We start from the raw sequence: 11967 nt of genomic DNA, 5'->3' as shown, positions 1-11967 counted from the left end.
CCGCCCCATCATCGCATCGCCCCCCGATTCGATAACGTCAGTGAATCAGGGCTTTATGCGCGTCTCAATGCGGCGTTTTTCAACAAAATCGGCGCATGTCGGAAGTAGCCGGGTCGCTGGGAACACCCGTGTTCGGGTGAAGTATTGCCGTCCGCTCCATCTGCGAACGAGGCGCAAGTTGGAAATGGCAAGTTCGGAGCGGTCTCCGGACCTTCAAGCTACTTCCGAGATGCGCCACTTCCGGTCGTTCCGTAGGCATACGCGATTGCGGCAAATCTTCCCAATTCCAGCAACTGAACTGCCACGTGCAAGCGGCTATCATCAACCCAGTTCACGCTTTCGGTGGGGGGATCGATGCCGAGAAGGATCACGTTCGCTGTTCTCATGCTGTTGACGACGCTGGCACCTGTCGCAGCCGCGGAATCCACGTCACATCTGGTCCTGCGAGACGGCATTACCGTTGATATTGTCGAACGGGATTTCCAGCCGTCGGGGCACAAGGTAGTCGGGTGCAAGAGCTACGACGATCACTGCCGAATTGATGGCCGCTCGCCAATGGGCACCATAGGTGTAATGCCAAAAACATACGTGTTTCGCATCGCAGTGAACGTGAAAGGCCACCACTACGTTCTACCAAGTGATGGAATGTATGATGCGTGGGGAGCGAACCGCTCTGAGAACGTGCAAACGAAGGTTAGACATTTCGGGGGGCACTGTGACACGCCAACAAACTGCGTGTTCAGGGGCGTTTTTTCGGACGCTTCGGAGACCTATGTCGTGGAGTGGAAAATTGCGGACGGAATCGCGGAACGAACCGTTTTCACGGGTGACGAGGAAATTGTGAATCTCGTCATGGACCACATCGACGGTCCCGTCACGGAATACAACTAGTGTTTGGCTGCTAACGAAAGACCATTGCCGCGAACGACCTGAAGTGGCGCTTCTTCTCCGTTCGTCGAAGGTCCATTTCTCTTCCCGAATTCGCCTTCAAAACCGCCCTGCGACATTCGTGCTGACGCGCGGCACTTCGTTCGCCGTCACCGCGGCTTAGCCGGTTAATGCCGGTCCTATTATAGAAAACTTTTCCTACAACCCTCTTGAAATCTAGCCAGCCGTCACCACCTCAAGTCTATGAAGACTGAGGACACCGCGCGTGCGTCTGAGTTGCAGGAAACAATCCGCCGGCTGGCGCTCGCCGCGCCGCCGCATCTGGCGGAGGGCAGCGCTTTGCTCCGCCGCTGCCGCGATCTTCACAAGCGCACGCCCGGCAGTACCGATCTCGTCCGGGCTGCCGCCCGTATTCTCACCGCCGATGCCGCCCTCGGCCGCGCGCTGCATGGCGCCGTCCGGCGCTCGAAACGCAAGGCGAATATCGATCGTCTGCAACGGCTTGAGGCCAAAATCGCCGAATTGAATTCGCTTTCTGCGCTTTTCAAAAAGGGCGGCCGATGACCAAGCGCGTCCTCATCCCGCCCGCTCTGCGCCAGCACCGCACCGCCCGCCGCGGCGCCCCGCAAGGCAATCGCAACGCTTACAAGCATGGCCGTTTCACCCGCGAACGCCGCGCGCTCCATGCCGACATTCGCGCCTATATCGAAGAAGCCCGCGCACTGAGCGCCAAGCTCAACCTCCTCGCAGAACTCCGTCTCCTCGAAGAAGAATTTGCGCACGCGGAGGCGCCTCAAACCATCCTGTCATCCCCGGCCGACCCTGCGAAGCCATTGGCGAAGCAAGGGAAGGGGATCCAGGTGCAAGCACCCGCACAACGCATGCAAACGCGCCGTGCCCTATCGTCGAATTTGGAAAATCTCAGCCACCTGGGTCCCCTTCCCTTCGCCCTTCGTCGTTGCTCCGCAACGCCGCCGGGCTCAGCCGGGGATGACAGCAATGGTTCAAGTGCGACGGGACCGCCGGAAACGTTACGCCTTCACTTCCATCTTGATCGGGCCTTCGGCGCGGCCGTGGATGAACTGTTCGACGTAGGGATTGCCGGAGCGGTCGATCTCGGCCGTGGGGCCTTCCCAGATGATCTTGCCCTTGTAGAGCATGGCGATGCGGTCGGCGATTTTGCGCGCGCTGACGAGATCGTGGGTAATGGAAAGCGTCGTCGTACCGGAGCCACGCGTTTCCACGATCAGATTGTTGATGATGTCGGACATGATCGGATCGAGACCGGTGGTCGGCTCGTCGAAGAAAATGATCTCCGGCTCCGCCGCGATCGCGCGGGCGAGGCCGACGCGCTTCTGCATGCCGCCGGAAAGCTCGGACGGATAGAGTGCGCCGACATCGGCGGCGAGGCCGACCTTGGCGAGCTTCTCGAACGCGATTTCGCGCGCCGTGGCGCGTTTGACGCCGCGGCCCTGGATCAGGCCGAACGCCACGTTTTCCCACACGGTCATGGAATCGAACAGCGCCGCGCCCTGGAACAGCATGCCGAACTTGCGCAAATACGCGTCGCGCGCGTTTCCTCTCAGCTTGGCGGTGTCCTGGCCGTCGACCAGGATCTGTCCCGCGTCCGGCTTCAGGATGCCGAGCACGCATTTGATGGTGACCGATTTGCCGGTGCCCGAGCCGCCGATGATGACCAGCGACTGGCCGCGCGGCACCACGAGGTCGAGTCCGTCGAGCACGACCTTGGGCCCGAACCGCTTCTTGACGCCCTTGATGACGATCTTCGCGTCTGCCGTGACGGAGGCTGCGCTTTCCATGAGGAGCCTCTATATGCCGAGAAGGTTGAAGATATTGGTGAGGATGTAGTTCGCCACCAGGATCAGGATCGAGGCCGACACCACCGCGTTGGTGGTCGCCGCGCCGACGCCCTGCGCTCCGCCCTTCGAATTGAAGCCGTTGTAGCAACCCATCAGGGCGATCAGGAAGCCGAACACCACCGCCTTATAGAGACCGGAGGCGATGTCGTTGTTGGAGAGCGCCGCCATGGTGGTGTTGAGATAGATCGAGCCGGTGAAGTCGAGGCTTTCGGTGGCGGCGACGTATCCGCCCATGACGCCGATGGCATCGGCGATCGCCACCAGGATCGGCATCGAGATCAGCGCCGCCATCAGGCGCGGCACCACCAGGTATTTGATTGGCCGCGTCGCCAGCGTGGTCAGCGCGTCGATCTGTTCGGTGACGCGCATGGTGCCGAGTTCGGCCGCGATGGCCGCCGCCACGCGTCCGGCCACCATCAGGCCGGCGATCACCGGGCCGAGTTCGCGCAGGATGCCGATCAAGACCACCGTCGGCACGAACTGTTCGGCGCCGTAGCGCGCCGTGCCGATGTAGATTTGCAGCGCCAGCACGGCGCCGGTGAAGAAGGCGGTCAGTCCCACCACCGGCAGCGAGAAGTAGCCGATGCGCATGATCTGCTTGCCGACCAGCGACCAGTAGATCGGCGGCCGTACGAAACTGGTGACTGCATCCGCCGTAAAGATCGACAGACGGCCGATTTCCCTCAGCAGGTCCAACGTGGCCCGCCCTACGCTCGCAAAAACGTTCATGGGGTTTCCTCGTACTGGCGCCGCGCCCGGCGCGAAAGCGAGGTTAGGATTTCATACGTGATGGTATCGGCGGCCGTCGCGATGTCTTCGAGGCTGACGGTGTCGCCGATGAGTTCGACGTCCTGTCCGGCGGTGATGGTGCCGGGAACGTCGGTAACGTCGAAGGTGAGAAGGTCCATCGACACGCGGCCGACGACCGGCGCCTTGATGCCGTTGATGCCGACCGAACCGCTGTTTGACAGTGTACGGAATATGCCGTCGGCGTAGCCGAGCGCGGCCGTCGCCAGCACCGACGGGCGCTTGAGGCGATAGGTGGCGCTGTAGCCGACCGTCTCGCCCTTGGGCGCGTGGCGCACCTGCATGATCTTGGTGGTCAGGCGCACGGCGGGCTGGAACGGATTGGCGTAGCCGGGATGCGGCGCGCCGCCGTAGAGCGCCAGGCCGGGGCGCACCATGTCGAACAGATAGTCCTTGCCGAGCAGGATGCCGCCGGAAGCGGACAGGCTGGCAGGCGCTTCGGGCAGCATGGCGAGCGCCGTCTTGAAGCGCTCGAGCTGCATCGCGTTCATCTTGTTGTCGGGTTCGTCGGAGCAGGCCAGATGGCTCATCCACAACACGACGCGCAGGCCCGACAGCATCCGCGCCGGCTCGGCGGCCAGGGCGTTGAGTTCGGAGGCGGCGAGGCCGAGGCGGTTCATGCCGGTGTCGATATGCACGGCGGCGTCGAGTTGAGTCTTGGTGGCGCGCGCTGCGGCCGACCACGCCGCGATCTCGGCGAGCGAGTTCAGCACCGGAGTCAGATTGTGGCTGATGAGCCCCGGCACCATGTCGGGCTGGGCGCCGTCGAGCACGAAGATGCGGGCGCGCCGCGCCAGCATCCGGAGCGCGATGCCTTCGTCCAGCCGCGCCACGAAGAAGGTGTCGCAACCGGCGTCGACCAGGGCCTTGGCGACCGGTGTGAGACCGAGGCCGTAGGCGTCCGCCTTGACCACGCCGGCGACCAGCGAAGGACTGGCAAGGCGTTGCGCGGTTCTGAAATTGGCGGCCACCGCGTGCGTGCGCACCGTCAGGTTCGCCGCTTCGAAGTCGGTGATTATCTCGTCATCCGCCCGGTCCATGGCCGGACAATGCCGCTCCGCCGTTCCGGCGTCAAAGTTTCTCGTGGGGTGCGGCGAAACGGTCAACGGTGGCCTCCGATAATGGCCGAAAGGCAGGGCGCATTGGGATCGATGTTGGTGGGACAGACCGGGGCGGTGTTGCGCTCGCGGGCCTGCACGTCGCTCGGCCTCAAGGTCTCCCGGTCCTGCGCCACTCGCGGCTGCGCATCAAGCACAATGTTGCCGTAGCGGTCGTAGACGAAGTCCCAGGGCTTGCGCCGGCATTCGGCGCGCATCTTGGAATTGAGCCACTCGTAGCTGTTGGCGCCGCAGGCGAGCGAGCGTCCGAGCGCCAGTCCGAAGTCGCTGATGGCGTTGTTTTCCTCGTCGGCTTTCGGCCGCAGGATTTTCGGGATGCGGCTGGGATCGACGGTGCCGACGTCCGGGCTTTTCGGCCGGATTTTTTCTTCCGAAGCGCGCACCGGCGCTTGCAGCGTCACCCATTGGAGCGGCGTAACCTGCTTGACCCTTTCGAGCTTTATCGGAACCCACTCCGACGTGACCAAGAGGATGATGATGAGGACATGGACGACGGCAACGGCGATGCCGGCATAGACGCGCCGCAGGCTGCGCTTGCGCGCCTCCTCGGCCTGACGCAGACGAGCTTGAAGGTCTGCCAACAAGGTGGCGGACTCACCAACCAAAGACGTGTCTGCCACCCTATGCCTGCTGTCCTTAGGAGCGGGGGAACCCAGTAACCGAGATTATGCCATTCCTCGAAGCCGGGCGACTATATACCTGAACGTAATGATCTTTCCCGGCTTAATCCCAGACGTTGGGAAGATCGAGGCGGTCGCGTGCGGTGACAAGCCGCGGGGACTGCCAAAGCCGCAAGGCGCCGTCCCATTTGGCCTGCCAATCTGACCGGCGGCAGCGCTCCAGCGGCGTTCCGGCCTGGGACTGACGGCCCAGTGCCCGCGCCACCGCGTCCAGGCCGATCGGCTGGCCGAGAAAACTGCCCAAATTCCCGGCAGCCGCGGCCGGATCGGTTAACCAGTCTTCGTACCGGATCGCAAGGCAACGGCTGTGGCGGCGGAGCCAAGCGTAACACCTCAGGGCGGTCAGATATTTCCGAACCGCCTTCTCTGGACTGGCCCCGAACACTTGCGCCGTCGAGCGCGACCACGTCTCGAAGCGGCGGAAGAGAACGAGGGACGAGGCCGCAGGGTTGCGGACGAACAGCTCCGGCGCCCGCGCGCATTCGGCTCTGAGTTTCACCACCGGCACCGCGCCCAAGCCGGCGGCGAGATCCTGCGACATCTTCCACATCGCGTCGCGATAAACGCCGGCCAGCGGATTGAAAGGGCGGGACCACAACCACGACCCGAGCTGGGTGTAGAAGTCCGGCTCCGACACCGACGCGATCCCGGCTTCGAACAATACGCGGCTCATCAATGTCGAACCGCAACGTCCCGGCGAGAACAGGAACACCGGATCGGCGCCGGCCCCGCTCGCTGCGAATGGAACGCTCAACACGCGCCGCGCGTGCCCGCGAAGATAGAGATAATAGAACGGCGCCGCCTGCACCGCCTTCGCATCGAGGTCCGTCACATAGAGCGCGCGGCGACGGAGAAAATCGAGGCAGTACGGAAACTGCGACTGCGGCGGCACTCCTTCTGCGTGGCGGCGGCAGACGAAATCTTGCGGCGATGCAATGCTGATGCGCGACGCATTCCGGGTCCGCAAAACATCGTAAATACGCGCATTCCCGATCACTTCGCATTCCGCGCTGAGGCTCTGCGATCTTGAATAGCGGCCGCTGCGGTTTCCGTCGGCGGCGATTGTGTATTGGTTTGTCACGCGTCGTTTGCTTCGCCACGCGTTCCGACACATTCGCGAACGGAGCCTGCGAGGCTTGTGCGTTAAGCTGCCGCCGATCCAAAACGCACGAGCCCCATGCAGGTTTTCCTCATCAATCTCGACCGCCGCACCGACCGTCTCGCCGCCATGACATCGCAACTGGCGGCGTTCGGCATCGCCGCGACGCGCATCGCCGCGGTCGATGCGGACAAGGTCAGCGACGAATGGCTTCAGCAAGCCTTTACCGCCCGCGGGCCGCTCGGTGTCATTCCGAAGGGCGACCGCTGCTGCTCGCTCAGCCATCGCCGCGCCTGGGCCCGGTTCGTCACCGGCGGCGCACCGTATGCGGCGGTGCTGGAGGACGATGTCGTCCTCGATGCATCTCATTCCCGACTTCTCAAACAACACGACTGGATTCCGGACGGCGCCGATCTCGTCAAACTCGAACACTTCGGACCGGAGCATCAGCGCGTCCTGGTCGGCGAGGAGCTGAGCATCGGCCATCGTCTCGCCCTCGCTCCGATCCTGTCGCGGCACACCGGCGCTGCCGCTTATGTGGTGTCGCGATCCGCCGCCATCAGGCTCCTGCGGATGCGGCGCTGGAGCGTTCCGGTCGACCATCTCCTCTTCAATCCCAACGTCTCGCCGGTGGCGGAGGAATTGAAGCCGTATCAGATGCTGCCGGCCGTCGCGCGCCAGGGCGAGGGCGCTTCCGACATCCGGCCGTGGCGGCTTGCCGACCGCCGCCTCGGACTCAAACTGGCACGCCGCGAAATCGTACGTGCCTATTACGAATGCCGCCTGTTGCCGAAGCAGATCGCGGCGGTGCTGCGGGGCGAGGCGCATCTGGCCCGCGTCGCCGGCACCATCGCGCCGCCGCTCGACTTCGTGCCCGCGCGCACGGGAACGGCCTAATTATCGAGCACCGGATTCGAGAACCGGGTGAAGCGGGCCTCGAACACCAGTTCGATCGCGCGGGTGGCGCCGTGGCGGTGCTTTTCGACCAGGATTTCCGCCTTGTTGGTGGCGCGGTCGAGCTTCTCCTGCCACTTGGCAAAGTCGGGCGACGACGGATCGGGCTGGCGGGTCGCGAGATAATACTCCTCGCGATACACGAACATCACGACGTCGGCGTCCTGCTCGATCGAGCCGGATTCGCGAAGGTCGGACAGCACCGGCCGCTTGTCGTCGCGGGCATCGACGCCACGCGACAACTGCGACAGCGCGATCACCGGCACGTTCAGTTCCTTGGCCAGGGTCTTCAGGCTCTTGGTGATCTCGGTGATTTCCTGCACGCGGTTTTCCGCCTGGCGCGACGGCGTCACGAGTTGCAGATAGTCGATCATGATGGCGCCGATATTCTTCTCTTTCTTCAGGCGGCGCGAACGGGCGGCGATCTGGGCCATCGAGATACCGCCGGTGTCGTCGATGTAGAACGGCACGGTGGAGAGTTCCTGCATGGTGAGCACGAACTTCTCCCACTCCTGTTCGGTGAACTTGCCGGTGCGGATCTGCCACATCTCGACTTCGGCGCGCTCGGCGAGCACACGGGCGCTGATCTGTTGCGCCGCCATTTCCAGAGAGAAGAACAGCACCGGCGCCCCGCGCGGCTCGGGCTCGCCCGCCGCCACGTCCTGGGCGTAGGCATAGGCCGCATTGAACGCCATGTTCACCGCGAACGCCGTCTTGCCCATACCGGGGCGTCCGGCGACGATCAGCAAGTCCGACGGCTGCAAGCCGCCGAGCAATTTGTCGACTTCGATGAAGCCCGAGGTGACGCCGGAAATCTTGCCGCCGCGAAGCTGGGCCTTCTCCGCCTGTTCGACGGCGCGGCGCATGCTCTCGTGGAAATCGATCGGGCCTTGGCCGTAGCGCGCATTCTCGCTGACCGAATAGAGCGCCTTTTCGGCGTCTTCGATCTGCTCCTGCGGAGTCTTGTCGTGCGGCGCGTCGTACGCCGTGTTCACGATGTCCTCGCCGACGCGGATCAAGGTGCGGCGCAGCGCCAGATCGTAGATGATCTTGGCGAGCTCCTTGAGGTTCGGCAGCGCGGGGGCGGCCTGGGCGAGACCGGCCAGATAGGCATGGCCGCCGACCTCGATGAGGCCGGGATCGGTCTTGAGCGCGGCATGCAAGGTGAGCGGCGTGACCATGGCGCCGCGCCCTTCGATCGCCTGCACCATGGTGTCGTAAAGACGCTGATGCAGCGGGTCGTAGAAATGCTCGACCTTGAGCTGTCCCGAGACGGCTTCGAGCGCACGGTTGTCGACCAGGATGGCGCCGAGCAGGGCCTGCTCGACTTCGATGTCGTAGGGAATATGGCGGTAGGCTTCCTGTTCCATCCTGAATCCGGTGCGCGATAAGAGGGGTGCGAATCAGCACTTTGGGGCCCCGCCCCGCAAGGCGATTCGCAAGGGCCACGGGTTTGATAACAGGATAATAGGGTGCGCGCCGCGGCGAAATCATGGGGATAACTGCGGCGGGCCCCTTGCCTTAGCGTCGTCCGTTTGGACGGACGCCGGCCGAGGCCGAGGGCGTCGAGCAACGTGTAGGTGGTGCGCACGTATAGCGTGACCGCGCGGCTGAGGGCGCGGCGGCGCGCCGTGAAGCCTCCGTGCTTCAGCGCATTCTTATTGCCGGGTTGTCCGCCGCGCTTACGCCGCGGTGGGCTTGGCGGCTGCATCGGGTTTGGCCTGGGTCGCGGGTTCGTTCTTGGCTGCCGCCTCCTTGGCGGCGTCGTCTGCCTCCTGGATTGCCGGATCGAAGGTCTCGTCGGCGAGCACTTTCATGTAGCGGAACATCTTGTGCCGGATGTCGTGGGCGAGCGCGATGTCCTGAATCGAATTCGAATCGTTCGAAACTGGAACCGGCCGTTCGACCCGTTCGACGATCATGCGCCGGCGCTGCTCGACCTGGGCGAAGGCGGCAATCGCCCGGCCGAGCTGGGCATTGGCCGAAACCATCCGCGCCATGGCCAGGGTCGCGGTGATCCGGTCTTCGGGATTGCGGAAATAGGGATCGTTGCAGATCTCCGACGCCAGTTCGACGCCGTCGTCCAGATGCTCGACCAGCCGCAACGCGGTCACCCGGCGCAGCGATTCATTCCAGTTCGCCGCCGATCCTTCGAGCGGCATCTCCGGCGCCGGCGGCGGCTTCGGCCGCTTGGTCTTGGTGATGACGATCGGGTCTGGCTCTACTTGATGTTCATTCTTGGTTGCAGTCATGGGGTTCTCCTATCGTATAAGGAGAAGATTGGGACCATTTTCTGCATTTCAAGGGGAAGTAGGAAAAAAAACTTGATAAGGTTAATGGGGGCCGGAGGCAGGGCGGAGGAGCGAGCGGACGAGCGAGCCGATCAGTCCGGCAATGTCCGTTTCACCTTCGCATCGAGACCTTCGCGAGGGAGAGGGAAGGTCGTAGTTGCGCCAACACCGGTCCTTGCGAAAAAATCTAATTGGATTTGCCAACAGGCATGTCGACCGCGACGGCATGCGTCTTTATCGGAACGAGAGCCAAGCCTACCAGCACGACCACTCCGACAACGACGGTCCATTTCAGGTTAGCTCGAAAAACCTTGCGGGCGACAACGCCGCACACCAGTGCGAGAAGGGCCGCAATTGCGAGGTCCATCGCGATATAGCTAATCATCTGGTTCATGTCGCAACCCTCCCATTCGCGAGTATGCCCGATAATACGACAGCATAAACGGGGATGGCGGAAATTGGCGCAAGCCGGTCGCATTCAAAACGGCAAGTTTGGGTGCGACTCCGGTCATCGCCAATTCGGCGGCTTCGCGCCAGAATTCGCCATTTGGAATTGAAGCGGCTGCGCCCGTGCTGCAATTTTCCTCCCTCTTTTGGAAGGGACGACGATGATCCGGCTTGATGATCCAAAATGGATGGACCTCATGGGAGGCTATCGCGTCCCTTACGACCCACGAGGCGCGCTGCAATCCCTTTCTCGGGGCCATGAAGTTGAGGCCGCTTGGGCTGAACTGTGGAACGAACTACACCATCAAGGAGACGTAGGAGAGGCATCCTACGCTTCCGTGCCCGTGTTGGTGTCTATCCACGCCGAACGCGGTATTGCCGATTGGAATACCTATGCATTAGTGGCGATCATCGAAGTTGCCCGACGTATGCCTGGAAATCCCGAATTGCCCTCGTGGCTCAAGGATTCATACGACGATGCGTTGCGCCAACTTGCTGAAATCGGGCTTCAAGAGTTTCGAGACGCCAAGGAGCCGGGTTTGGTAAACGGCATCATCGCGGTGCTGGCCTTCAGCAAAGACCAACCCCTACTTGGGCGCTTTGCCATGATGTTCACCGAAGACGAGCGCCGCGAGATTCTGAAAAAGGCGCCGTTTGGATAGGAGCCGAAGGACCGGCAAGTATTGGCGCGAAGTCACCGACCGACCTATGTCCGGAAGCTGTCATTTAGGCCTGCGGTTGAAGTTCGCCAAAGGAGACTAGTCGACTGGCTCGTCGGTGTAGGGATCAATGCGTTTACCGGTGTCCATATCGCGGCATTCTTGTCGCAATACCGTTGCGCGCAACGGCCCAGGAACTTCACGGTAAAGCTGGATGGCGGCGACTAGCGGAAAATCAGAAGCGATATCGAGATGACCATATCTCTCGCTACGCTCGATAATGCCTTCGGCGGCGCGCGAGAGATCGAACACCTGTAACTTCCAGGAAGAGTCGTCACCCCAAAGACAGCCCGCTATGAAGCCCAGATGCAGCGACTGCCAGGGGCCAAAGCTAACTTCTACGCCCTTGCGGGTATTCCCTGAGGGACCAAAGTAGTTCGCCTCTTCACCACCCGCTTCGAAGTGCCAGCTTTCCGACGTTCTACCTTCAAACTTCCAGGTTATTGTCCGATAGCGTGGTACGTAAAGTTCGGCGGGACAAAACCCGCCTGATGCAGGTTGCTCTCCACCGATGTCTCGGCAATCAGGCAAGGTCATAATGCGCGTGCACGTGTAGTCAGCGGAGTAAAGCGCAAACCAACGACCATCCCTTTCAAAGGGCTCGAACGTAGATTCACCCAATGCTGGATAGTTTCGTTCGTATTCCCCGATCTTTTCCGATCCGCGGAATATGCTGATCCGGCTTTTTCCCCAACCCTCTTTCGGTTCCAGTTGCTCTGCGCGTGCGTAGTACGGACGCACGGCCAAGCCTCCTCGCCTCGGGAGCCGCGCAACGATCCGGTTCAACAGTTCACCTTCTGTCATGGCGGAATCGTAACCAACCTTCGGGTGGTCGGGAAGGTCCGAATCTGGCGCATCTCGGAAGTAGCTTGAAGGTCCGGAGTCCGCTCCGAACTTGCCATTCCCAACTTGCGCCTCGTTCGCAGATGAAGCGGATGGCAATACTTCACCCCAACCCGGACATTCCCAGCGCCCCGGCTACTTCCGACATGCGCCGATTTTGTGGAAAAACTCGACACTGAGCGCGTCTTTTCCGGCCTGACGATCTTGTGAAGTTGCAGTTCGAGCGCCGTTTACCTTCACG

13 protein-coding genes are annotated in these 11967 nt (G+C 62.2%); 3 read left to right on the top strand and 10 right to left on the bottom strand.

Going from position 1 to position 11967, the window contains the following annotated elements; genetic code table 11:
* Positions 1–354 precede the first annotated feature (354 nt).
* A complete protein-coding gene (locus FHS84_RS21015) occupies positions 355–891 on the top strand; it encodes a hypothetical protein (protein WP_166937516.1) in 537 nt (178 codons plus the stop codon).
* A 359-nt stretch (positions 892–1250) separates the two neighbouring features.
* Here the strand turns inward: FHS84_RS21015 and FHS84_RS21010 are convergent, their stop codons facing one another.
* From FHS84_RS21010 to FHS84_RS20985, 6 genes are all read right to left on the bottom strand, one after another.
* A complete protein-coding gene (locus FHS84_RS21010) occupies positions 1251–1670 on the bottom strand; it encodes a hypothetical protein (protein ID WP_166937515.1) in 420 nt (139 codons plus the stop codon).
* Between the two features lie 249 nt (positions 1671–1919).
* Complete coding sequence (locus tag FHS84_RS21005) at positions 1920–2708, bottom strand: ABC transporter ATP-binding protein (RefSeq protein ID WP_166937514.1); 789 nt, start codon at positions 2706–2708, stop codon at positions 1920–1922.
* A gap of 9 nt (positions 2709–2717) precedes the next feature.
* The gene (locus FHS84_RS21000) at positions 2718–3497 is read right to left on the bottom strand and encodes an MlaE family ABC transporter permease (protein ID WP_166937513.1); all 780 of its coding nucleotides are present in this window, start codon (positions 3495–3497) and stop codon (positions 2718–2720) included.
* Entirely contained in the window at positions 3494–4615 is a 1122-nt protein-coding gene (gene alr, locus FHS84_RS20995; protein ID WP_166937512.1) for an alanine racemase, read from the bottom strand. Before alr ends, FHS84_RS21000 begins: the two co-directional genes overlap by 4 nt.
* 62 nt (positions 4616–4677) lie before the next feature.
* Positions 4678–5313 carry a hypothetical protein gene (locus FHS84_RS20990; protein WP_166937511.1) on the bottom strand — a complete coding sequence of 212 codons (636 nt, stop codon included), beginning with the start codon at positions 5311–5313 and terminating at the stop codon, positions 4678–4680.
* 103 nt (positions 5314–5416) lie between these two features.
* A complete protein-coding gene (locus FHS84_RS20985) occupies positions 5417–6265 on the bottom strand; it encodes a sulfotransferase family protein (protein ID WP_166937510.1) in 849 nt (282 codons plus the stop codon).
* A gap of 285 nt (positions 6266–6550) precedes the next feature.
* On the opposite strand from FHS84_RS20985, the gene FHS84_RS20980 reads away from it, so the two are divergent.
* Entirely contained in the window at positions 6551–7369 is an 819-nt protein-coding gene (locus tag FHS84_RS20980; RefSeq protein ID WP_166937509.1) for a glycosyltransferase family 25 protein, read from the top strand.
* On the opposite strand, the gene FHS84_RS20975 is transcribed toward FHS84_RS20980, so the two are convergent.
* From FHS84_RS20975 to FHS84_RS20965, 3 genes are all read right to left on the bottom strand, one after another.
* Positions 7366–8796 (bottom strand): replicative DNA helicase, encoded by a 1431-nt coding sequence (locus FHS84_RS20975; protein WP_166937508.1) that lies wholly within the window; start codon positions 8794–8796, stop codon positions 7366–7368. The genes FHS84_RS20980 and FHS84_RS20975 overlap by 4 nt on opposite strands.
* A 312-nt stretch (positions 8797–9108) precedes the next feature.
* Positions 9109–9678 carry a hypothetical protein gene (locus FHS84_RS20970; RefSeq protein ID WP_166937507.1) on the bottom strand — a complete coding sequence of 190 codons (570 nt, stop codon included), beginning with the start codon at positions 9676–9678 and terminating at the stop codon, positions 9109–9111.
* A 226-nt stretch (positions 9679–9904) separates the two neighbouring features.
* A complete protein-coding gene (locus FHS84_RS20965) occupies positions 9905–10111 on the bottom strand; it encodes a hypothetical protein (RefSeq protein WP_166937506.1) in 207 nt (68 codons plus the stop codon).
* A gap of 214 nt (positions 10112–10325) precedes the next feature.
* Here FHS84_RS20965 and FHS84_RS20960 point away from each other — a divergent pair, with 214 nt between their 5' ends.
* Positions 10326–10826 (top strand): hypothetical protein, encoded by a 501-nt coding sequence (locus FHS84_RS20960; RefSeq protein WP_166937505.1) that lies wholly within the window; start codon positions 10326–10328, stop codon positions 10824–10826.
* A gap of 96 nt (positions 10827–10922) precedes the next feature.
* On the opposite strand, the gene FHS84_RS20955 is transcribed toward FHS84_RS20960, so the two are convergent.
* Complete coding sequence (locus FHS84_RS20955) at positions 10923–11624, bottom strand: hypothetical protein (RefSeq protein ID WP_166937504.1); 702 nt, start codon at positions 11622–11624, stop codon at positions 10923–10925.
* Between the last annotated feature and the right edge of the window lie 343 nt (positions 11625–11967).

This window comes from Rhizomicrobium electricum (assembly GCF_011762045.1).
GTDB lineage: Bacteria > Pseudomonadota > Alphaproteobacteria > Micropepsales > Micropepsaceae > Rhizomicrobium > Rhizomicrobium electricum.
The sequence above is the reverse complement of the archived record's forward strand: the minus strand, read 5'-3'. Positions and strand labels throughout refer to the sequence as shown.

What these genes read in the sequence shown, in the direction of transcription:
- FHS84_RS21015 (WP_166937516.1), top strand. Translation starts at nt 355, where the DNA reads ATGCCGAGAAGGATCACGTTCGCTGTTCTCATGCTGTTGACGACGCTG.
- FHS84_RS21005 (WP_166937514.1), bottom strand. Translation starts at nt 2,708, where the DNA reads ATGGAAAGCGCAGCCTCCGTCACGGCAGACGCGAAGATCGTCATCAAG.
- FHS84_RS21000 (WP_166937513.1), bottom strand. Translation starts at nt 3,497, where the DNA reads ATGAACGTTTTTGCGAGCGTAGGGCGGGCCACGTTGGACCTGCTGAGG.
- alr (WP_166937512.1), bottom strand. Translation starts at nt 4,615, where the DNA reads ATGGACCGGGCGGATGACGAGATAATCACCGACTTCGAAGCGGCGAAC.
- FHS84_RS20980 (WP_166937509.1), top strand. Translation starts at nt 6,551, where the DNA reads ATGCAGGTTTTCCTCATCAATCTCGACCGCCGCACCGACCGTCTCGCC.
- FHS84_RS20975 (WP_166937508.1), bottom strand. Translation starts at nt 8,796, where the DNA reads ATGGAACAGGAAGCCTACCGCCATATTCCCTACGACATCGAAGTCGAG.
- FHS84_RS20970 (WP_166937507.1), bottom strand. Translation starts at nt 9,678, where the DNA reads ATGACTGCAACCAAGAATGAACATCAAGTAGAGCCAGACCCGATCGTC.
- FHS84_RS20965 (WP_166937506.1), bottom strand. Translation starts at nt 10,111, where the DNA reads ATGAACCAGATGATTAGCTATATCGCGATGGACCTCGCAATTGCGGCC.
- FHS84_RS20960 (WP_166937505.1), top strand. Translation starts at nt 10,326, where the DNA reads ATGATCCGGCTTGATGATCCAAAATGGATGGACCTCATGGGAGGCTAT.